Source organism: Xanthomonas campestris pv. asclepiadis (assembly GCF_020784175.1).
Taxonomy (GTDB): domain Bacteria; phylum Pseudomonadota; class Gammaproteobacteria; order Xanthomonadales; family Xanthomonadaceae; genus Xanthomonas; species Xanthomonas campestris_D.
The window spans coordinates 12658-32588 of sequence record NZ_JAJGQM010000024.1; the positions used below are offsets into that span (position 1 = coordinate 12658).

21 protein-coding genes are annotated in these 19931 nt (G+C 65.7%); 6 read left to right on the forward strand and 15 right to left on the reverse strand.

Going from position 1 to position 19931, the window contains the following annotated elements; translation table 11 throughout:
- Positions 1-37: 37 nt before the first annotated feature.
- On the reverse strand, positions 38-382 hold the full coding sequence (locus LL972_RS12195; protein WP_228327823.1) for a response regulator: 345 nt from the start codon (positions 380-382) through the stop codon (positions 38-40).
- Positions 383-619: 237 nt separating this feature from the next.
- Between LL972_RS12195 and LL972_RS12200 the strand changes: the two genes are divergently transcribed.
- Positions 620-2134, forward strand: a complete 1515-nt coding sequence (locus LL972_RS12200; RefSeq protein ID WP_228327824.1) for an ATPase domain-containing protein — start codon at positions 620-622, stop codon at positions 2132-2134.
- Complete coding sequence (locus LL972_RS12205) at positions 2121-4193, forward strand: PAS domain-containing sensor histidine kinase (protein ID WP_228327825.1); 2073 nt, start codon at positions 2121-2123, stop codon at positions 4191-4193. Before LL972_RS12200 ends, LL972_RS12205 begins: the two co-directional genes overlap by 14 nt.
- A gap of 96 nt (positions 4194-4289) precedes the next feature.
- Here LL972_RS12205 and LL972_RS12210 read toward each other — a convergent pair whose 3' ends face one another.
- The 14 genes from LL972_RS12210 to LL972_RS12275 all read right to left on the reverse strand — a co-directional run bounded on the left by LL972_RS12210 (position 4290) and on the right by LL972_RS12275 (position 15785).
- The gene (locus LL972_RS12210; RefSeq protein ID WP_228327826.1) at positions 4290-5012 is read right to left on the reverse strand and encodes a tetratricopeptide repeat protein; all 723 of its coding nucleotides are present in this window, start codon (positions 5010-5012) and stop codon (positions 4290-4292) included.
- Positions 5006-5488: a cytochrome c-type biogenesis protein gene (locus tag LL972_RS12215; protein WP_429002152.1), complete on the reverse strand. Its 483-nt coding sequence runs from the start codon at positions 5486-5488 to the stop codon at positions 5006-5008. Before LL972_RS12215 ends, LL972_RS12210 begins: the two co-directional genes overlap by 7 nt.
- Positions 5488-6030 (reverse strand): DsbE family thiol:disulfide interchange protein, encoded by a 543-nt coding sequence (locus LL972_RS12220; protein ID WP_228327828.1) that lies wholly within the window; start codon positions 6028-6030, stop codon positions 5488-5490. Before LL972_RS12220 ends, LL972_RS12215 begins: the two co-directional genes overlap by 1 nt.
- Complete coding sequence (locus LL972_RS12225; protein WP_228327829.1) at positions 6027-8024, reverse strand: heme lyase CcmF/NrfE family subunit; 1998 nt, start codon at positions 8022-8024, stop codon at positions 6027-6029. Before LL972_RS12225 ends, LL972_RS12220 begins: the two co-directional genes overlap by 4 nt.
- 62 nt (positions 8025-8086) lie before the next feature.
- Complete coding sequence (ccmE, locus tag LL972_RS12230; RefSeq protein ID WP_228327830.1) at positions 8087-8557, reverse strand: cytochrome c maturation protein CcmE; 471 nt, start codon at positions 8555-8557, stop codon at positions 8087-8089.
- Positions 8554-8763, reverse strand: a complete 210-nt coding sequence (gene ccmD / locus LL972_RS12235; protein ID WP_228327831.1) for a heme exporter protein CcmD — start codon at positions 8761-8763, stop codon at positions 8554-8556. The genes ccmE and ccmD overlap by 4 nt, the downstream gene beginning before the upstream one ends.
- Positions 8760-9518: a heme ABC transporter permease CcmC gene (gene ccmC, locus LL972_RS12240; RefSeq protein ID WP_228327832.1), complete on the reverse strand. Its 759-nt coding sequence runs from the start codon at positions 9516-9518 to the stop codon at positions 8760-8762. The genes ccmD and ccmC overlap by 4 nt, the downstream gene beginning before the upstream one ends.
- 10 nt (positions 9519-9528) lie before the next feature.
- Entirely contained in the window at positions 9529-10839 is a 1311-nt protein-coding gene (locus LL972_RS12245; RefSeq protein ID WP_228327833.1) for a S8 family serine peptidase, read from the reverse strand.
- Positions 10836-11489 carry a zf-HC2 domain-containing protein gene (locus LL972_RS12250; RefSeq protein ID WP_228327834.1) on the reverse strand — a complete coding sequence of 218 codons (654 nt, stop codon included), beginning with the start codon at positions 11487-11489 and terminating at the stop codon, positions 10836-10838. The genes LL972_RS12245 and LL972_RS12250 overlap by 4 nt, the downstream gene beginning before the upstream one ends.
- Positions 11486-12067, reverse strand: a complete 582-nt coding sequence (locus tag LL972_RS12255) for a sigma-70 family RNA polymerase sigma factor (protein ID WP_228327835.1) — start codon at positions 12065-12067, stop codon at positions 11486-11488. The genes LL972_RS12250 and LL972_RS12255 overlap by 4 nt, the downstream gene beginning before the upstream one ends.
- Before the next feature lie 63 nt (positions 12068-12130).
- Positions 12131-12910: a hypothetical protein gene (locus LL972_RS12260; protein WP_228327836.1), complete on the reverse strand. Its 780-nt coding sequence runs from the start codon at positions 12908-12910 to the stop codon at positions 12131-12133.
- 407 nt (positions 12911-13317) lie between these two features.
- Positions 13318-13758 (reverse strand): c-type cytochrome, encoded by a 441-nt coding sequence (locus LL972_RS12265; protein WP_429002151.1) that lies wholly within the window; start codon positions 13756-13758, stop codon positions 13318-13320.
- A gap of 33 nt (positions 13759-13791) precedes the next feature.
- On the reverse strand, positions 13792-15135 hold the full coding sequence (locus tag LL972_RS12270; RefSeq protein ID WP_228327838.1) for a cytochrome C: 1344 nt from the start codon (positions 15133-15135) through the stop codon (positions 13792-13794).
- A gap of 83 nt (positions 15136-15218) precedes the next feature.
- Positions 15219-15785 (reverse strand): cytochrome b, encoded by a 567-nt coding sequence (locus LL972_RS12275; protein ID WP_228327869.1) that lies wholly within the window; start codon positions 15783-15785, stop codon positions 15219-15221.
- A gap of 358 nt (positions 15786-16143) precedes the next feature.
- On the opposite strand from LL972_RS12275, the gene LL972_RS12280 reads away from it, so the two are divergent.
- The 4 genes from LL972_RS12280 to LL972_RS12295 are packed head-to-tail and all read left to right on the forward strand — an operon-like array spanning position 16144 to position 19927.
- A complete protein-coding gene (locus LL972_RS12280) occupies positions 16144-16617 on the forward strand; it encodes a sugar 3,4-ketoisomerase (protein ID WP_228327870.1) in 474 nt (157 codons plus the stop codon).
- Entirely contained in the window at positions 16618-17742 is a 1125-nt protein-coding gene (locus LL972_RS12285) for a DegT/DnrJ/EryC1/StrS family aminotransferase (RefSeq protein ID WP_228327839.1), read from the forward strand.
- A complete protein-coding gene (locus LL972_RS12290; RefSeq protein ID WP_228327840.1) occupies positions 17739-18992 on the forward strand; it encodes an O-antigen translocase in 1254 nt (417 codons plus the stop codon). Before LL972_RS12285 ends, LL972_RS12290 begins: the two co-directional genes overlap by 4 nt.
- Positions 18989-19927, forward strand: a complete 939-nt coding sequence (locus LL972_RS12295) for a glycosyltransferase family 2 protein (protein ID WP_228327841.1) — start codon at positions 18989-18991, stop codon at positions 19925-19927. Before LL972_RS12290 ends, LL972_RS12295 begins: the two co-directional genes overlap by 4 nt.
- The last annotated feature ends 4 nt before the right edge of the window (positions 19928-19931 follow it).

Sequence of the window (19931 nt, forward strand, 5' to 3'; positions counted from 1 at the left end):
ACGCACGTAAAGCCAGGTTGCCAGCGGTTGGGTGCGCTTACAGCGCGGTGCGCACGATGCCCAGCAGGTCACGCAACGAAAACGGCTTTGTCAACAGGCGCATGCCGGTATCCAGAAAATCCACGCGCTTGGCAATAGAACCGGCGTAGCCGGTCATGAACACGATGGGCAATGCGGGATACAGGCGGCGTGCGTTGTCTGCAAGGTCGCGCCCGTTCATGCCGGGCAGGCAGATATCGGAAAGCAGCAGATCGAACGGGTACGCCTGGTTGAGCTGCTCCAGCGCCTGTTCGGCGTCGGACGACGCGGTGACCTGATAGCCCTCGTCACCCAGGATATCGGCGGTCATCGCGCGAATGGCGTCGTCGTCTTCGACCAGCAAGATACGGGCGTTACATGATGCGTGATTCACCGCAGTCCTCAGGCGATCGCAACCACGCGATGCACTTCAGCTGCAACGCTAGGCGGGAGCGCGTGACGAACGTGTCGGAACTGTCATAAAGCGCGGCACCGATCACAGCACGCTGCCGGTATCGCGGGCGCTCAGGTCGCGCCAAGCAAGCTGATCGATTCACGGGCGCGCAGCGGTGCATGACGTGCCCGTGATAAATTTAGGTCTATGGGAAATCTGAAGCCGATGATCGCAAACCGTATTACGACTGGTACGACAGGGCTTGACACCATCTTGCGCGGCGGCCTGCCGCCCAACCGCCTCTACCTGCTGGAAGGCCAGCCTGGCTCGGGCAAGACCACAGCGTCGCTGCAGTTCCTGCTCGATGGCGCGGCCAAGGGCGAGAGCTGTCTGTACGTGACCCTGTCGGAGACCATCGACGAGCTCAACGAAGTGGCCGCCTCGCACGACTGGTCGCTGGAGGCGCTGCATATCTTCGAGCTGGCATCGGCCGAAGCGTTTCTGGGCGATGGACGCCAGCAGTCCATTCTGCACCCGTGGGAAATGGAGCTGGACGGCACCATCAAGCTGATCCAGGCCGAGGTGGATCGGGTCAAGCCGACGCGGGTGGTCTTCGATTCGCTGTCCGAGTTGCGCCTGCTGGCACAGGATTCGCTGCGTTACCGGCGTCAGGTGCTGGCGCTGAAGCAGTTCTTCGCGCCGCGCAACATCACCGTGTTTCTGGTCGATGACCTCACCGGCGAGAATGGTGAGCGCGATGCGCATCTGCACAGCCTGTGCCACGGGGTGATTTCGCTGGAACGCATGACGCTGGATTTCGGTGCGGCACGTCGGCGCATGCAGGTGCAGAAATTGCGCGGCGTGGATTTCATCGCCGGCTATCACGACATCACCATCACCACCGGAGGTCTGCGGATCTATCCGCGTCTGATCGCCTCCGATCACCACGTGCCGTTCATTGGCGATGCGGTGTCCAGCGGCGTGGCGCGGATCGATGCGCTGTTGCACGGGGGGCCGCTGCGCGGTACCAGCACGCTGTTGACCGGGCCCGCCGGTTCGGGCAAGACCAATATCGCGCTGCAGTACGTGACCGCCGCCTGCGAGCGCGGCGAGCATTGCTGCATCCTGGAGTTCGATGAGCGCACCGGCACCTTGCTGACGCGTGCCGAGAGTCTGGGCATGGATCTGCGCAAGTATCTGGATGCGGGCCTGCTGGAACTGCATCAGATGGATCCGGCCGAACTGACCCCGGGCGAGTTCGCCTGGGCGGTGCGCGCGAGTGTGGAAGAGCGCGGCTGCCGCGTGCTGGTGATCGACAGCCTCAACGGCTATCTCACCTCGATGCCGCAGGAAAAGCAGCTGATGCTGCAGATGCACGAGTTGCTCTCGTACCTCAACCAGAGCGGCGTGACCACCTTCCTGATCAATCCGCAGCACGGCCTGGTCGGCACGATGTCCACCGGCAACCTCAACATCTCCTACATGGCCGATACGGTCATCCTGTTCCGCTTCTTCGAGGCGCAGGGCCGCATCCGCAAGGCCTTGTCGGTGATCAAGAACCGCAGTGGCGCGCATGAGGATTCGATCCGCGAGTTGCGTATCGGAACGAGCGGTATCCATCTGAGCGAGCCGCTGGAGAAATTCCACGGCGTGCTGACCGGTACGCCGCACTTCGTTGGGGACGATACGCCATTGCTGGATCGTCCACTTGACTACCTGTGACCCGGATGGATCCATCGTCCACATCATCGCGCCGTTCGGCCGCGATGCGGAGAGCATTGCCGGCATCGTCGGTCAGCGCGGACTGACGCGCCGGGTGTATGGCTCGCTGGCTGCGCTGGCGGACGACCTGCTCGATGCCTCTGGCGTGGTGGTGTTGACCGAAGAAGCGGTCGGCGGTGATCTGCAACAGCTCTCGCATATCCTGCAGACCCAGGCTGCATGGTCGGATATCCCGTTCGTGCTGCTGCGTGCACCACGCGGCACCCATGCCGGGCGCCAGGCCACGCTGCCGCCGGAAGTGACCAATGTCATCGAGCTGGAACGGCCGCTGAGTTCGTCCTCGTTGCTGAGCGCGATCTCCACGGCATTGCGATCGCGACAGAAGCAGTTCGTGATCCGCGATCAGATGGCGCAGTTGGCCGAAAGCAAGACGGCACTGATGTCGAGCGAGGCCGAACTGCGCCGCGTCACCGACGCACTGCCGGTGCTGATCGCCTTCATCGACAAGGATCTGGTGTACCGCTTTGCCAACCGCTCTTATGAAGACTGGATCGGCATCCCGCCTGCCGAGGTGATCGGGCGGCCCTTGGTGGACGTGGTCGGACCTGCGGTGGTGCAGGAGCGGCGTGCCTGGATCGAGGCCGCATTGGCCGGGCAGGCATTGACGGTGGAGGCGAGCTGGCCGCATGCCGACGGACGCCGGCGGGATGCGGAGATCCGCTACATGCCGCGCCTGGATGCGGAAGGCAAGGTGGACGGCTTTCATGTGTTTGCCACCGACATCACCGCGCGCGCGCTGGCGCTGGAATCGATCCAGCAGCAGGCCAATCTGCTCGAGGTCAAGGTGGCCGAGCGCACCGCCGAGCTGCAGCAGCAGATGCTGGCGCGCGAGTCCAGCGAGGCGGCATTGCGCCAGGCGCAGAAAATGGAAGCGGTGGGCCAGCTGACCGGCGGCATCGCGCACGACTTCAACAACATGCTGACCGGCATCCTGTCGGCGCTGGATCTGGCGCGCCTGCGCATCGATCAGGGCCGCACCGAGGGGCTGGGCCGCTTTCTGGACGTGGCGTCGGCATCGGCCTTGCGCGCGGCCGCACTGACCCAGCGGCTGCTGGCGTTTTCACGGCGGCAATCGCTGGAGGCGCGGCACCTGCATCTGAACGATCTGGTGGTGTCGCTGCAGGAATTGCTGGCGCGCACGCTGGGCGAATCGGTGCATCTGGACACCGACCTGCAGGCCGATCTGCCGCAGGCATACGTCGACGAAAACCAGCTGGAAAGCGCGTTGCTCAACCTGGCGATCAATGCCCGCGATGCGATGCCCGACAGCGGGCGGTTGCGCATCGCCACCCGGCATTTGCAGGTTGAAGGGCAGCCGCTGGAACTCGGGCGCGGGGTGACGCTGGCGCCGGGCAATTACGCGGTGGTGTCGGTGACCGACAGCGGCGCCGGCATGCCGGCCGATGTGCTGGAGCGTGTGTTCGAACCGTTCTACACCACCAAGCCGATCGGCCAGGGCACCGGCCTGGGCATGTCGATGATCTACGGCTTCATGCAGCAGTCCAACGGGCAGGTGTGGGTGGAGTCCGCGCTGGGAAAGGGCACCACGGTGAGCCTGTATCTGCCCGCCGGTCTGCATCCGCAGGCGCTGTCGCCGCAGCCGCAGGCCGGGGCGGTGGTGGCCGGGCGTGGCCAGCAGGTGCTGGTGGTGGAAGACGACGAACAGGTGCGCTTGCTGGTGACCGAACTGCTCAACGAGTTGGGCTATGAGGCCGATGTGGTCGCCGACGCCGATGCGGCGCTGCCGATCCTGGCCTCACAACGGCGCATCGATCTGCTGGTGACCGACGTGGGCCTGCCCGGACTCAACGGGCGCCAGCTGGCAGAGATCGCGCGGCAGTCGCGGGGCGATCTGCCGGTGATCTTCATGACCGGCTATGCGGAAACCGCGCGCGATCGCGGCGAGTTTCTTGCCGAAGGCATGAGCATGATCGCCAAGCCGTTCACGCTGGTCGAGTTTAGCGGAAAGCTGCACGAGGTACTGGGGCCGTCGGCCTGAGTGCGTTGCGCGGGCGATCGCACCCGCCGCCGTGGCGGCGTTGCGGTCGGCTGGCAGCGTGGTGTCTTTGAACGCGGACACAGTCCGCAGCTGGCTTCAGGGCGCTGCGCGCCTGGATTGCCGCGCGCTTGCCAGCGCTTCGGCCACGGCGATCTTGTCGGCCACTGCTTTCTGCATCGGCGAGCCGGCGTCGAGCAAGCCATGCAGATGGCGCCAGTGCGCGCTGGCAGCTTGGTAATCCTGCTGCTGAAAGTCGCTGATGCCCAGCAGCCACGGGCCGCGTTGATGATCCGGTTCGCGTGCGACCACCTGTTGCAGGCGGGTGCGTGAGGCGGCGTCGATGGCGAAATCGCTGCGCGTGGCCATGTCCGCAGCCACCCAGCCGACCAGGGCAGCGCTGAGATCGGGCGCGATTTTCAGCGCTTGCGCATAAGCCTCACGCGCATCCGCGGGGCGGTTGTCCTGCTCGTGCGTTTTAGCTTGCTGCATCAAGGCTTCCAGCGCCTGCTCCTGCGTAGTGTCGGCGGCATTGGCATTGGTGGCCCGGGATTGCTCAGCACCGGCAGTGGACGGGGGCGCGGCGGCCGGTTGCGCCAGGGGCTGCGCCGCCGCATACACACGCCGTGCGATCGCATCCGGTGCGCCGACCAGCCGATACAGACCGGCCGTGGCGATGGGCAAACCGAGCACCAGCAGAATCGGCAAGGTGTAGCGTGCGTTGCCATTGCGCGTGGGCCGGCGCAGCAACGGCACCAGCAGCAACAGCAGGGCGAGGACCACCAGCGCGGCGCTTGCGAAATAGAAACCCGTCATCACCATTCTTCCTCCGCCTGCGGCGCCACCGGGGTGCCGGCACGCGCACGTTTGCGCACGGTATGGATCACCACGCCCGCACCGGCGCCCAGCAGCAGCAACGGGCCGAACCACAGCAGCCAGGTGCCGCGCTTGACCGGCGGGTCGTACAGCACGAAATCCGAATAGCGATCGACCATGTACTGCTTGATCTGCGCATCGCTCCTGCCGGCCTGCAGTTGCGCGAACACCTGATGGCGCAGGTCACGCGCCAGTGCGGCGTTGGAGTCGGCCAGGTTCTCGTTCTGGCACACCAGGCAGCGCAACTGTGCGGTCAGGCGCTGGTAGCGCGCTTCGTCGCTGCGGTTCTTGAACGGCAGCGGGTCCACCGCTTGCGCCGCCAGCGGCGGTGCAAGCAGCACGCCCAGCAGCAGCACCAGCAACAAACGCAATGGCCGGCCCTGCATGCGCCAGTACCAACGCCATGCGCGGCACGCCGCCATCATGGCGTGGCCCTGGGCAATGCGGCGATGGCAGGCAGCAGCGCGTCGTTGATGACCTCCGGCGTAAGCACGCCGATGTGCTTGTAGCGGATCACGCCTTGCGCATCGATCAGGAAGCTTTCCGGTGCGCCGTAGACGCCGAAGTCGATCGCGGTCTGGCCGGCTTCATCGGCGATCACCAACGCATACGGGTTGCCATATTGCGCAAGCCAGGCGGTGGCATCGGCAGATGCGTCCTTGTAGTTGTAGCCGATCAGCGGCACCCCGAGCCGGCTGGCCTGCGCCATCAGCACCGGATGTTCGTGCACGCATTCGGCGCACCAGCTGCCGAACACATTGAGCACGTAGGCCTTGCCTAGCAGCTGATCGCGGCTGACGCGTTGCCCGGGCTGATCCAGCCGCGGCAGCGAGAATGCCGGCGCCGGCTTACCGATCAACGGCGAGGGCACATCGCGTGGGTTGTGCTGCATCGTCCAGTAGATGCCGAAGCCGAACAGCGCCGCCAGCAACAGAAAACCCAGCAAGGGCAGCAGGCGATTCATGCGTGCGATTCCTGTGCAGTGACAAGGGCGCCATGCGCCGGCGCTGTGGCCACCGTGGCCGCCGTGCCGGCGAGGGCTGGCGCACGAAAACGGCGGGCGCAGGCACTGACAAAACCGCCCAGCATCATCAAAAGGCCGCCGGCCCAGATCCAGCGGATAAACGGTTTGTAGTACAGCCGCAGCGTCCAGTCGTATTCGATGTGCTGATCGTCCAGCGGCTCGCCGAGTGCGACATACAGGTCGCGAGTGAGACCGGGGTCGATCGCCGACTCGGTCTGGATGCGCTCGCTGCTGTACAGGCGTTTTTGTGGATGCAGTTGCGCAACCACCTGGCCATCGCGGCTGACCTGCACGCTGCCTTGTTCGGCCTTCCAGTTCGGCCCGTCGATCAGTTGCACGCCGTCGAAGCGGAAGGCGTAGCCGGCGATCTCGGCAGTCTGTCCTGGCGATAGCCGCACGTCGCGTTCGACCGACAGGCTTTCGGACACCAGCACGCCGGCCACGAACACCGCCACGCCCGCATGCGCGAGCAGCATGCCGGCCATTTCCGCCGGAAAGCGCCGGCCGCGCGGCATCTCGCGCCAGCGCTTGTGCATGTACAGCGCGGTGCCGGCCGCCACCCACGCGGCGACGCCGATTCCGGCAATCGCCTTGACCTGGCCATCGGCAAACAGGCTGCCCACCAGCGCACAGGCAATCGCGGCGATGCCGGCGCGCGTGCCCAGTGCCCGCAACGGCGCCGCCTCGGCCTTGCCCCAACGCAGGTAGGGGCCGAACGGCAGCAACAGCATCACCGGCACCATCAGCAACGGGAACAGCAGGCCGAAGTAGGGCGGCCCCACCGACACCTTGCCCAGGCCGAATGCATCGGCCACCAGCGGAAACAAGGTACCCAGCAACACCATCGCCGCCGCCACGGTGAGCAGCAGGTTGCCGATCAGGATCGCGGTCTCGCGCGAGGCGGCGGCGAACGGTTTGCCGCTGGCGATCCTGGGTGCGCGCAGCGCGTACAGCAGCAACGAGCCGCCGACCACGGCGATCAGAAAGATCAGGATGTACAGGCCACGACGCGGATCGGCGGCGAAGGCATGCACCGAGGTCAGCACGCCCGAGCGCACCAGGAAGGTGCCCAGCAACGACAGCGAGAACGCCAGGATCGACAGCAGGATGGTCCAGGCACGCAGGCTGCCGCGTTTTTCGGTGACCGCCTGGGTGTGGATCAGCGCGGTGCCGACCAGCCACGGCATGAAGCTGGCGTTTTCCACCGGGTCCCAGAACCACCAGCCGCCCCAGCCCAGTTCCGCGTACGCCCACCAGCTGCCGGCAACGATGCCGGCGGTGAGGCAGGCCCAGGCCACGTTGGTCCACGGCCGCGCCCAGCGCACCCAGGCCTGTTCCAGTTCGCCGCCGAGCAGTGCCGCCACCGCGAACGCGAACGCCACCGAGAACCCGACATAGCCGGTGTACAGCACCGGCGGGTGGAAGGTCATGCCCGGATCCTGCAGCACCGGATTGAGTTCGTTGCCATCGAGCGGGATCGGCGACAGCCGCCCGAACGGATTGGAGGTCAGCAGGATGAAAGCCAGAAAGCCCACCGACACCAGCCCCAGCACCGCCAGCACGCGCGCGGCGAACTGCTGCGGCAGATGCCGGCTGAAGGCGGCCAGCAACACCGTCCAGGTCGACAAGATCGCGATCCACAGCAGCAACGAGCCTTCATGCGCGCCCCATACCGCGGCAAAGCGGTAGTACCAGGGCAGGGCAATATTGGCGTTGGCAGCGACATAGGCCACCGAAAAATCCAGCGACAGCAGCAACCAGGCGAGCAGGCCGAACGCCATCCACACGAACAGCGCCTGGCCGACCGCTGCCGGCCGTGCAATGCCCATCAAGGCGGTGTTGCCACGCCAGGCACCGATCAGCGGCAAGACGCCCTGGGCCAGCGAGAGCAGTAACGCCAGGATCAGTGCGATCTGGCCGAGTTCAGGCGTCATGGGCAAACCGCATCGTGCAGCGAAGAGAGATCATCGATTGAGTGAAGACCGTGCGCGCGACATCAGCGCGGCGCAGACAGCGGCGCGGCGGCGGCGGGAATCGGCTTGCCGACATGGCCCTCGGCCATTGCGTCCTTCAGTTCTCTGGGCATGTAGGTTTCGTCGTGCTTGGCCAGCACTTCGTTGGCGACAAAGCGCCCGCCCTGCATGCGCCCGTTGGCGATCACCGACTGGTTGTCGCGAAACAGGTCTGGAAGAATGCCGGTGTATTCGACCTGCGTTGCGGCGTGCTTGTCGATCACGGTGAAATTGACTTTCAGGCTATCGGTTGCGCGCTGGATCGAGCCGGCCTTGACCATGCCGCCGAGGCGAAATTGCTGATAACTCGCCGCTGCGCCGGCATGCACCTGGCTGGGCGTGAACAGATAGCTCATGTTCCGTTGCAGTGCGAGCACGATCAGCGTGACCGCCAAAGCGGCGGCGGCGAGTGCGCCGATCACCAGCCACAGGCGTTGCTTGCGGGTGGCGTTCATGGGGCGTCACGCTCCAGCGGCGCTGCAGCCGACACATCGCGCGTGCGCCGCGGCGTCTGCCGTTGCAGCTGGCCGCGCAGTTCGCGCGGCAGGCGGCGCCGACGCAACCATGGCGATGCCAGATCGGCCAGCAGCACCAGCACGAACACTGCGTACGCGGTCCACACGTATTGCCCGTAACCGCCCATGGCCAGCAAGGTGTTCATGCGGTGCGCTCGGTCAATACGATGCGGCGTGCCCAGTCCTTGCCGCTTTCCAGGGCGAGCAAGTCCACACGCACGCGACCGAACAGGCTGGCCACGTAGTAGCACTTGGTGGCCAGCAGCATCGTCAGCAGCGGCCACAGCATGTCCGCGCTCATCGTGGAGGGGCCGAGCAGGCGCACGGTGGAGCCCTGGTGCAACGTGTTCCACCACACCACCGAGTAATGCACGATCGGCAGATTCACCAGGCCCACCAATGCCAGCAAGCCGGCCGCACGCATCGCCTGACGGCGGTCTTCCACCGCGTGGTACACGCCGAGCACGCCCAGATACAGGAACAGCAGCAGCAACTCGGAGGTCAGCCGCGCATCCCAGGTCCACCAGGTGCCCCACATCGGCTTGCCCCACAGCGAGCCGGTGCACAAGGTGATGAAGGTGAAGGCCGCGCCGATCGGCGCCGAGGCCATGGTCACCACCTCGGCCAGCTTGATCCGCCAGACCAGTGCGATGAACGCGGATACGCCCATCGCCCCGTAGATGAAGAGGCTCATCCAGGCGCTGGGTACGTGGATGAAGATGATGCGGTAGGCATCGTGCTGCTGGTAATCCGGCGGCGCCAGCACCAGCCCGCCGTAGGCGGCCACCGCACCAAGCAACAGCGCCAGGCCCAAGGCCCACGGACGCACGCGTCCGGCCACGCGATAGAAGGTCGGCGGCGAACTGAGTCTGTGCAGCCACAAGGGAATCCACTTGGCCATGCCGGTGTCGTCAGTTGGAATGTCTGGCGGGAGGCGCCAGCGCCTGCACGGCGGCACCGGCGTTGACCTGCAACTGGCCGTCGGAGAGCTTGCTGGTGCGCTGCATCAGCTCGCGCAATGCAGTGGCGTCCAACGACGGCGACAGCGACAGCAGCAGCGCGACCACGCCGCTGACATGCGCGGTGGCCATCGACGAGCCGGAGGTGAAGTCGTAGCGGCCGTTCGGCTGGGTGGTCAGGATGTCCTTGCCGGGCGCGCTGAGCACGCCGGGCATGGCCGCGGTGGGGCTGCTGCTGCGTACCACCAGCACGCCCGGCACATCGTTGGGAAAGCCGTCCAGGCGGCCGTTGGGCGGCATCGCGGCGACCACGATGCGGCCCTGCTGCACCAGGTGCTGCAGCATCTTGCTCAGCAGCGGGTCGGCCGGGCCGCCCAGGCTCAGGTTGATCACGCGCGCGGAGCTGTTGTTGATTGCCGCCAGCGCCTTGGCCAGGGTGAAGGTGTTGCAGCGTGCGGTGGCGCCGACCGTGGGCGCATACCAGCAGGCCTTGTAGATGCTCAGCATGGCCTTGGGCGCCATGCCGACGATGCCTTGATGGTTGTTGCTGCCGGCGGCGATGATGCCGGCCACCTCGGTGCCGTGCGAGTCGCTGCTGGTCATCACCGGCGAGTCGTCGACCAGGTCGTGCACGTCGCGGATGCGCGCCTTCAGGTCGGCATGCGTGGTGTCCACGCCGGTGTCGACCACGGCCACCACCACGCCGCGGCCCTGGGTGACGGTCTGTGCGCTGGCCGCATCGGTGGCGATGAAGCCGCGTTGCAGATCCACGTAGGGGTCGTTGTAGCCGGACAGCGCGGTGGTCTTTTCCGATGCGTCGGCGGAAAACACCGAGAAATCCTGCACCGGTTGCACCAGCTCCACGCCGTCGTCGTCGGCCAGCGCGCTGACCAGTTCGTCGCGCGACACGCCCGGTGGCGGCTGCAACACCGCGCAGTACAGGCCCAGCGAGGTGATCGGCCAGCCGGAGACTTCGCGCAGCTTGTAGCGCTGCTTGAGTGCTTCCATGCGCACGGCGGCTTTCTGGCCGGCGCCGTAATAGCTGGAGGCGTAGCCGATCAGGCTGGAACCGGCGCGGGCTGGTGGTGCGCTGAGCGGGTTGGCCACCGCCAGCAGGATGTCGCGGCTGCTGTCGGGCGTCTGCGCATCGGCCGCCGGTGGCGTGCTGGTGCTGGCAGCGAGGTGCGCCGGCTCCTGCGCGGCGGCCTGCGTACCAAGGCCGATGCAGGCGGCGATGATGCCGATGGCGAGCAGTCGCTTCATGGCGCGGACACGATCTCGGCCATGCGGATGCCCGGGTTGGCGCGCAGCTGTTGCACGGTCCGCTGCGGCTGGGCCGGCGGTTGCGGCTGGGCCGGCACCACGGTGTAGGCGCCCATCTCGTTGGGCCCGCCGATCACCTGCAACTGCTGTGCATGCAGCAGGCGGTCCCAGTCGGCTACGGTCATCTTGGCATCCGGCACCACCCGGATAGCGCCTTGCGGCACCGGCAGGGCGGTGGCGCTGCTGAGCGTGCGGTAGTCGTGCGAGGGCGCCGGCGAGGCCAGCTTGACGCCCATGACGCCCAGGCCGATCGCCTGCACCAGCGCAGCGGCCGCCAGGGCGCGCACCGTCCAGCTACCGGAGCGGCGCGCTGCCGGCGGCGCGGGCGCGCTGGTCTGCTCCGGCGCATCCAGGCGGCCGAGCAGACGCTGCAGGCCGGCGTCGGGGTCCAGCTTCACCGCCGACGGCAGCGCCAGCGCCTGGCGCAGGCGGTTCTGCTGGGCGAACTCGGCACTGCACGAGGCGCACTTGGCCACGTGCGCGATCAGCCAGGTGTTCTCTTCCTCGGTGGCGCTGTCGAGCAGGACCGCGGGCATCAGTTCCCAGGCGTGCGAGCATTCCTTGCCAGGCGCGATGAAAAACGTCTTCATTGCATGGTCTCCGTATAGGGGGCGCCGCCGGCCAGGCCTGGCAGCACATTGCGTAATTTGACCCGCGCATGGAACAGCCGGGCCTTGATGGTGCCCACCGGGCACTGCATGATCTCGGCGACTTCTTCCAGCTTGTGGCCGACGCCGTAGACCAGTTCGATCACCAGGCGCTGGTCCGGCGACAGCCGTTCCATGCCCTTGTCGAGCCAGTCGCGCAGCTCGCGGTCGTCGTTGTCGTCGGCGCTGGGGGCGTGGTCTTCCACCACGGCGGTATCGTCGATGGTCTCGCCGTCGTGCTGGCGCAGGCACTTGAGACCGCAGCGATAGGCAATGCCCATGATCCAGGTCGAGACCTGCGAATCGCCGCGAAAGTCGCCGGCCTTCTGCCAGGCGATCCAGAAACAGTCGTTGATGGCTTCCTCGATGATGTCCGGGCGCCGGGTCAGTCGCGACAGGAACCGGCACAGCCGGCCGTGATAGCTGGTGTACATGGTGGACAACGCGGCGCGATCGCCCGCCGCCATGCGGCGCAGCAGCATGCGATCGGTGGCATCACCCAGGGTGTCGGAATCATTCATCAAGGCAGGCACGGCAGAGGACACATCTAGGTGCCCGGGAATGGGCAAAAGGTTGCGGGTAGATCAGAACGCGCGCGACACCATGCCCACCCACGGCGTTTCGCCGGGGCCGCCCTGCGCGCGCGGGGTGTTGCTGCTGGTCAGCACCCGGTCCAGCTTCACGGTCCATGCGGCATGGTTCCATTTCAGGCCCAGTTGCCCATACCGATAGCGGCCGGAACTCTGGGCGCCGTAGGTCATGGCCGGAAAGTCGGAGATGCCGGCGCCTGCCGAGAGGCTGAAACTGGCCGACAGCGGCACGCTGGCGGTGACATCGATCACCTTGTTCCAGGGCGAGCGCTGCGCACGCGGGAAATTGAAGGTGGACAGCGAGAACGTGAGCATGTCGCGGTAGGACCAAGCCAGGCTCGCTTCCTGGCGGTCGAAGGTGCGCGACTGGCGGTCGGCGGGGTAGGCGTAATACAGCAGGCTGGCCTGCATCTGCCAGCGGTCGTCCAGCATCCAGGCGCGTGCGCCCTGGGCGGTCACCGCCACCGGCCGGCTCAGCGAGGGCGACTGCAGCGCCGTGGACACCGAGACCGACCAGCCGGGGGAGGGCAGCCAGTAGCCGGCTGCCTGCAGGGTGACGCGGTTGGGGGCGACCGAAATGCCGCGGTCGATCAGGGTCGAGGCGACGGCGACCGCGCCGCCGAGGTTATCTGCCAGCGCGTTGCCGCACGGGCCCAGCACCAGCGCCAGCAACAGACTGCGGCGCAGCCGCGCGCGGTGGCGCCGCCCGCAGCGCAGAGAAGTACAGGGCAGGCCCGGCGAAAACACGCCGGGCGGCGCAGGGCGAGCACCCATCGCCACCCACGGCTGCCCGCCGCAGGCGCAGCGGCGTCGCGGTCGTAAGGGGGCGTGCTGGGCGGGTGACACGGTGGGCAAGGGCGTAGGACGTCGGCACAGGGCGGGGCGGGATAGTCACCCATCACGCAGGAAGAGACCGCCGCGGCTGCGACGGTTTCGTCCGTATACGCGAAGGGACCGGTTCAGGCAATGCGGCCCGGCACACCTGTGCAGTGCTGGTCCGGGGGCGATGCTGGACGCGGACACTGCGACCGGCCGGCTGTACGCTGCTTGAAGCGGGCATTCCCTCTACCGGCGGCGCCGTCAGGCCGGTGCCGGGACCGCCCTGGAGCTGGCAGCCCGCGCCAGGGTGCATGCCGGCAGGCACCAGGGTGCCGGCGCGGCCGGTCCGTCGCCTGACGGTCTCAATGCAGGGTATTGAGGTAGGCGATCAGCGCGTCCAGTTCCTTTTCGTCCTCCAGCCCTTCGTACTTCATCTTGGTGCCGGGCAGGGCCTTCTTGGAGTCCTGCTTCAGGAATGCCTTCAGGCTGTTTGCATCCCAGACGCCCTTGTTCGGCATCACGTCCGTCGAGCGGCTCTTGAGCACCGCCGAATAAGCTTTGAGGTCGGGCGAGTAGCCGCTGAAATCGGCCACGCTGCCGGGAGGGCGGTTGACGATGCCAAACAGGGACGGGCCCTTCTTGTTCTTGCCCTGGGTGGCGCTGTGGCATTCGGCGCATTCGCTTGCGAACACGCTCTTGCCATCGGCGGCGCGCGCCGGGACGGTCAGGGTGGCGCCGGCCAGCAGCAGGCCGGCCAGCGAAGCGCACAACAGTGTCTTAGGAAATGGAGGCATGGGAGGCATGGGAGTCCGTACGGTTGCGTGCAACAGGGGAAATCAGAACGCCAGATTCACCGACAGCGTGAAGCTGTCGAGGTCGCGCGGATTGGTGATCGGCGGTCCGCGGAACACGTTGGAGGTGCTGCCGTTGAACTTGTCGAAGCGGAACCAGCCAGCCGACACGCGCAGGTTGGCATTGGTGGTGTAGGTGCCTTCGCGCCCGAACGGGCTCCAGTACACCAGGATCAGATTGCTGGTGGTGTCGGGGATGCCGACCGGCGAATAACGCGCTGCGTCGAACGAACCGGTGCTGATCATGTGCGCAGCCAGCACGCCGTAGGTCTGCTTGAACGCGTAGTTCATGCTGATGGTCTGGTCGCGCACGCTGCCACGGTCGAGCGCGGGCATGGTCGGGTCGGACGGAATCAGCGGGCTGCCGTATCTGCGGCGCTCGTAGATGTTGACGTAAGCCAGCGACAGCACGTGTTCGCGGGTGCCGAGAAATTGATAGGTCAGGTCGTAGCCGAAATCGGTGAGGTCGTCGCTGGGCCCGTTGCGCGGACGCTGGCGACGCGTGTTGAGCGCGGTCAGGCCCACCGAGAAGAACTGGCGCTTCATGTCCTTCATGTACGCAAGACGCGCATAGCTGGTGTCGCTGAGCTTGCCTGGGTCGCCGTTGATCGGCCAGCCGAGCCGATCCTGCGCCGAGGGCGACAACGCGCTGTAGCTGCCCACTTCGCCGTACCAGTTCTTGTCGTACAGCCCGTACACGCTGGCACCGATGACGCGGTTGGACAGGGACGAGGAGCTGAGCATGGTGGACGCGCCGCCATTGGATGCCGGCGTCAGGGTGGACGCATTCGGCAACACATGCACCGGGTCGGAAATGCCCGGATTGTTGTTGACGCTGACGCCGATCATGGTGTCCTTGCCGGCCATCTGGAACGGTTTGCTGACGAAGCGCAGATCCACATCGTCCAGGCGCGTATCGAAGGTGGCGTTGCCGCTGTTGTTGGAGCGGATCTTGGAGTAGCCGCCGATGTTGTCGTTGACCCGGCCGGCAAGATACAGATCGGCCTGGGTCAGCCGCGCGGTGCTGTCGCCGCGGCTGGGATTGTTGCGCGCCCAGGTCAGCTGGCCGGACACCGGAATCTTGGTGCCTTCGCCATTGGTATCGGTGAAGCCGCCAAGCTTGAAGCGCATGCCGTAAGGCGTGAGCGACGGGCCGTAGGAACCGATGTGGCAATCCGCGCAGGACGAGCCGGTCTGGCGTGCGAACGAGGGGATCGCCTGGGCTTGCGTGCTGGCCAGCAGCAGCAACGGGCCGGATACGCACAACAAGGACGTCAGGGCGGCGGGACGCGTGGCGGTGCGACGCGGAGCGGGCTGGGGAGCAGGCATGGAAAGTCCTTGTTCGACAGTGCGGGATGCAGTGGTGCGGGAACGTGCGAGGAAGCGGGTCACAGATGGCGGCATCTGGCGGTTCATGCGCGCTTGCCTGGCAACACGCGACGCAGCAGGCCGTCGCGCAAGACCAGGTGATGCCAGAGCGCGGCGCCGATATGCAGCAGCACCAGTGCCAGCAGCGCCCAGGCGGCATTCAAGTGCCACATGCCCAGGGTGTCGCCGAGGTCACCATCAGGTGCGACCAGCGCGGGCAGCGGAATGCCGAAGAAATAGACCGTCTTGCCGAAGGCACCGCTCAGCGACCAGCCCAGCAACGGCAACGCGAGCATCAGCCCGTACATCGCCACATGCGTGGCACCAGCGGCCAGGCGCATCGGCAGCGAGGCGGGCGGGCCGGGTGGCAGCGTGCGCAGCCGCAGCCGCAAACCGATCCGCAACGCGAACAACACCAGTACCAACAGGCCGAAGTGGCGGTGACCTTCCAGCAGCCACTGGCGCAGTGCGCGACCATCCAGTTCGGCGCGCAGCAGGATCAGCGTGGCCGCCATGGTCAGGCACAGCACGGTAAGCCAGTGCAGGACACGCATCGATGTTGGCAACGGCAGCACGCGCGCGGCTGCGGGCACCTGTTCCGGCAGTGGCATGGGGCCTGCGCCGCTGGCGGAAGCGCTGGCGGGCGGGTTGGGGGATGAACTCATCTGATCTGTCTTCCGGTGGTGGTCGTTGGTTCCGACAGTGCGCTGCGCTGCCAGGCCTGGCTCCCCACGCCGGCCGAACGGCGGCCAGGTGAACGTGCACCGATATGTGCGGCGACGTCGGAAAAAGGTTGCGTCGCAGTTGGCATTTCGCTCGCACGCGCTGCACGTCGCGGTGCTGCGGTGCGCGCACTGCGCTTGCGCGCACATGGCTTCGCAGCGCCGTGACCGCGCGCAACCTTTCGCGCATCCCGGCGCACTCAGGCATGTCGCACTACGTGCAGTCAGCGGTTACGCCCTTCCGATCATGGCCATCGAACGCATCCAGTTGCATACCCACGGCGATGATCGCGGGCTGCTCATTTCGTTGGAGCAGCAGCGCAACGTCCCGTTCGAGATACGTCGCGTGTATTACCTGTTCGGCACCCGCAACGACGTCCATCGCGGACAGCATGCACACCGTCAGCTCAACCAGCTTGCCGTGGCCCTGCATGGTTCGGTGACGATCCTGCTGGACCAGGGCGACGGCAACGGCCAGCAGGAAGTGGTGCTGGACGATCCATCGCAAGGCCTGCTGCTCGGCCGCATGGTATGGCGCGACCTGCATCGCTTCAGCCCCGACTGCGTGCTGATGGTGCTGGCCGACCAGTTCTACGATCCCGCCGATTACATTCTGGATTACGACCAGTTTCTCAGCGAGGTGCGCGCTGGCAAAAAGGCCTTGAACATGCTTGAGGGCATCGCGTCTCACTCTGATGGGCTGTTGGGAGTTCAACCCTAAATGCTTGCGCCGATGGATGTGCCGTTCTTGGATTTGCGCGCGGTCAATGCGCGCTATGCGGATGCGCTGAAGCTTGCTGCGGCGCGGGTGATCGATGCCGGCTGGTACGTGCTTGGACAGGAGTTGGCCGCTTTCGAGGAGGAATTTGCCAGTTACTGCGGCGCTGCGCAGGCGGTGGGCGTGGGCAACGGGCTGGATGCGTTGTCGCTGATCCTGCGTGGTTATCGCGAGTTGGGCGTGTTGCGCGAGGGAGATGAAATCATCGTGCCCGCCAACACCTTCATCGCGACCTTCCTGGCGATCAGCCAGAACCACCTGGTGCTGGTGCCGGTGGAGCCGGACCCTGCGACCTTCAATATCGATCCGGCCAGCGTGGAGAAGGCGATCGGCCCGCGCACGCGCGCCATCATGGCGGTGCATCTGTATGGGCAGTTGGTCGACATGCCGGCGCTACAGACGCTGGCGCATCGCTACGGGCTGCTGCTGATCGAAGATGCCGCGCAGGCGCATGGCGCCAGCGCGCAGGGGCGCCGTGCGGGCGCCTTCGGCGATGCGGCGGCGTTCAGTTTCTTCCCGACCAAGAACCTGGGCGCACTCGGCGATGCTGGCGCGGTGGTGACCTCGGATGCGCGCCTTGCCGAGCGTATTCGCGCGCTGCGCAATTACGGTTCGGAGGTGAAATATCACCACCTCTGCCAGGGTGTGAATTCGCGGCTGGACGAGATGCAGGCGGCATTCCTGCGAGTCAAGCTGGGCTATCTGGACGATGAGATCGCCCGTCGCCGTGCGGTGGCGCAGCGTTATCTGCACGGCATCGACAACCCCCTGGTCACGCTGCCCACGGTGGTGGCCGAAGCGCAGCACGTCTGGCATCTGTTTGTGGTGCGCAGCACCCAGCGCGATGCCTTGCAGGCGCATCTGCTGCGCTCGGGCATCCACACCCAGATCCATTACCCGGTGCCGCCACATCGGCAGCCGGCCTACACCACCTTGGGCGACGCCTGCCTGCCGGTGAGCGAGCGGCTGCACCGCGAAGTGCTGAGTCTGCCGATGGGTCCTGCCCTGGACGATGCGTCGGTCGTGCGCGTGATTGCCGCATGCCAGTCGTTCGGCACCGCTGCATGAATGTCGTGCGCAGCAGCGCCTACACCGGCGTTGCGACGCTGGCCAAGCTGCTGGCCGCGCTGGTGGTGGTGAAGTTGGTGGCGGTGTACGCCGGCCCGCAAGGGGTCGGCCGCCTGGGCCAGTTCCTCAATCTGCTGTCGGTGCTGGCGGTGTTGGCAGGTGGCGGCATCAGCGCGGGCATCGTCAAGTACGTGGCCGAATATCGCGACGATGCCGCTGCGCTGGCACGTCTGCTCAGTGCGGCGCTGTGGTACGCCTTCTGCGCGGCCTGCGTGATGGCGGTGCTGGCGTTGCTGTTCAGTGGAGCCATCGCCGAGCGTCTGCTCGGCGATGCGGCGTACCGGCCGCTGATCTGCGTCGTGGCGGTCGCGCAACTGGGCATTGCACTGGTCAACTACATCCTGGCGGTGATCAACGGCTTCATGGACGTGCGTCGCCTGGCGTTTGTGCAGGTCAGCGGCGCGGCGCTGAGTGTGGCACTGGTTGCATGGCTGTCCAGCCTGGCACAGTTGCAGGGCGCATTGCTGGCACTGGTGCTGGGCCAGGTGCTGTGGTTGCTGGCCGGCGTGCCGGCGCTGCGGCGCAGCGGTTATTTTCGGCGCGAGATGTTGCGCATGCGCTTCGATGCGCAGATGACGCGCAGGCTGGCGGCCTTCTCGGTGATGACGCTGACCTCCACGCTGGTGCCACAACTGGTGGCCATTCTGGTGCGCGACCAGCTGGCGCTGCGGTTCGGCTGGCAGCAGGTGGGTTACTGGCAGGCGGTGAGCCGGGTGTCGGATGCGTATCTGCTGTTCTTCACGACCGCGATCAACGTGTATTACCTGCCCAGGCTGGCATCGCTGCAGGAGCGCGCAGCGCTCGGGCGCGAGCTGCGGACCGCGTATCGCCACGTGATGCCGGCGGTGACCGTGATGGCGCTGGGCGTGTACCTGTGTCGCGATTGGGTGACCTGGCTGTTGTTCGATGCCCGGTTTGCCCAAGCCGCGCCGCTGTATGCCCCGCAGCTGCTGGGCGATGTGATCAAGATCGCGGCCTTCGTGCTGTCGTACGTAATGCTGGCCAAGGCGATGACACGGCTGTTCGTGATCTCCGAATGCGTGTTTGCTGCCAGCTACCTGGCGCTGGTGTATCTGTTCACCGCGCAATGGGGGCTGATCGGTGCGATGTACGCCTTCGTCGCCAACTATGTGCTGTATCTGCTGTTCAACATCGTGGTGGTGCGTCGCTATCTGGTGCAGCCGACATGAGCGATTCCACCCAAGCCAATCGGCGCGAACACTGGCCGTTGGTGTCGGTGCTGATTCCGGCCTTCAACCACGAACGCTTCGTGCAACGCTGCCTGGACAGCGTGCTGGAAGACCCGTACCCGTGCAAGGAACTGGTCATTATCGACGATGGCTCCAGCGACGCGACCGGCGAGAAGATTGCGCAGTGGATCGCCACCCACGGCCATCGGCTGCCGGTGCAGTTCGTACAGCGCGCCAATCGCGGTGTGGCGGCCACGCTCAACGAGTTGGCGTTGCGTGCGCGGGGCGAGTATTTACGCATCGTCGCCAGCGATGATTATTTAGTCGCAGGAAGTTTGAAAGTTCAGGTTGGCTACCTGGGATCGAATCCTGGTAAGGATGCCGTGGTCGGTGATGCATTTGTTGTCAATTCTGAAGGACAGCAATTGTACGAAAGCGCTATGTGCGATCTCCATGGTGCAAATAAAAAATTGTATCTTTCTGATGGGGGGATTCGTCGTGCCGTGATCTGTAACTGGGCGATCAGTGGCGCTGTCACAATGCTCAGGCGTAGCGCGTTTAATGGGGGGGCTGTATGGGACGAGGCGCTAAGGATTGAAGATTGGGATTTTTTTCTTCGACTTGTCGCGCGTGATGCTCTTGGGTTTATTGACGTCAAGGTATGCGCATACAGGTTGCATGGCACCAACGTCAGCAAGACAAGGGATGTTTCCAGAAGGCTGGACAACCTCGCTGAATTCGGGCTGGTGGCGTCGCGTAATTCTGTGCTCTTTGAAGGATGTGAACATTGGTTGTTGCGAGCGCAGAAGAGTTTAATTGGTGCCAAAATACTTTTCTTAAAAAGGTATTATTTTAGGGCGTCGATGCATCTGCTGGCGTCTTTTGCCAAGTCTATGCTTGCCTGGTGTCTGCATGGTGGCGGGAGAATTCGGTGATATC

Excerpts from the sequence above, each read along its gene's own strand:
- LL972_RS12200 (WP_228327824.1), top strand. The coding sequence starts at position 620 with ATGGGAAATCTGAAGCCGATGATCGCAAACCGTATTACGACTGGTACG.
- LL972_RS12210 (WP_228327826.1), bottom strand. The coding sequence starts at position 5,012 with ATGGTGATGACGGGTTTCTATTTCGCAAGCGCCGCGCTGGTGGTCCTC.
- LL972_RS12215 (WP_429002152.1), bottom strand. The coding sequence starts at position 5,488 with ATGGCGGCGTGCCGCGCATGGCGTTGGTACTGGCGCATGCAGGGCCGG.
- LL972_RS12220 (WP_228327828.1), bottom strand. The coding sequence starts at position 6,030 with ATGAATCGCCTGCTGCCCTTGCTGGGTTTTCTGTTGCTGGCGGCGCTG.
- LL972_RS12225 (WP_228327829.1), bottom strand. The coding sequence starts at position 8,024 with ATGACGCCTGAACTCGGCCAGATCGCACTGATCCTGGCGTTACTGCTC.
- ccmE (WP_228327830.1), bottom strand. The coding sequence starts at position 8,557 with ATGAACGCCACCCGCAAGCAACGCCTGTGGCTGGTGATCGGCGCACTC.
- ccmD (WP_228327831.1), bottom strand. The coding sequence starts at position 8,763 with ATGAACACCTTGCTGGCCATGGGCGGTTACGGGCAATACGTGTGGACC.
- ccmC (WP_228327832.1), bottom strand. The coding sequence starts at position 9,518 with ATGGCCAAGTGGATTCCCTTGTGGCTGCACAGACTCAGTTCGCCGCCG.
- LL972_RS12245 (WP_228327833.1), bottom strand. The coding sequence starts at position 10,839 with ATGAAGCGACTGCTCGCCATCGGCATCATCGCCGCCTGCATCGGCCTT.
- LL972_RS12250 (WP_228327834.1), bottom strand. The coding sequence starts at position 11,489 with ATGAAGACGTTTTTCATCGCGCCTGGCAAGGAATGCTCGCACGCCTGG.
- LL972_RS12255 (WP_228327835.1), bottom strand. The coding sequence starts at position 12,067 with ATGAATGATTCCGACACCCTGGGTGATGCCACCGATCGCATGCTGCTG.
- LL972_RS12260 (WP_228327836.1), bottom strand. The coding sequence starts at position 12,910 with ATGGGTGCTCGCCCTGCGCCGCCCGGCGTGTTTTCGCCGGGCCTGCCC.
- LL972_RS12265 (WP_429002151.1), bottom strand. The coding sequence starts at position 13,758 with ATGCCTCCCATGCCTCCATTTCCTAAGACACTGTTGTGCGCTTCGCTG.
- LL972_RS12270 (WP_228327838.1), bottom strand. The coding sequence starts at position 15,135 with ATGCCTGCTCCCCAGCCCGCTCCGCGTCGCACCGCCACGCGTCCCGCC.
- LL972_RS12275 (WP_228327869.1), bottom strand. The coding sequence starts at position 15,785 with ATGCCACTGCCGGAACAGGTGCCCGCAGCCGCGCGCGTGCTGCCGTTG.
- LL972_RS12280 (WP_228327870.1), top strand. The coding sequence starts at position 16,144 with ATGGCCATCGAACGCATCCAGTTGCATACCCACGGCGATGATCGCGGG.
- LL972_RS12285 (WP_228327839.1), top strand. The coding sequence starts at position 16,618 with ATGCTTGCGCCGATGGATGTGCCGTTCTTGGATTTGCGCGCGGTCAAT.
- LL972_RS12290 (WP_228327840.1), top strand. The coding sequence starts at position 17,739 with ATGAATGTCGTGCGCAGCAGCGCCTACACCGGCGTTGCGACGCTGGCC.
- LL972_RS12295 (WP_228327841.1), top strand. The coding sequence starts at position 18,989 with ATGAGCGATTCCACCCAAGCCAATCGGCGCGAACACTGGCCGTTGGTG.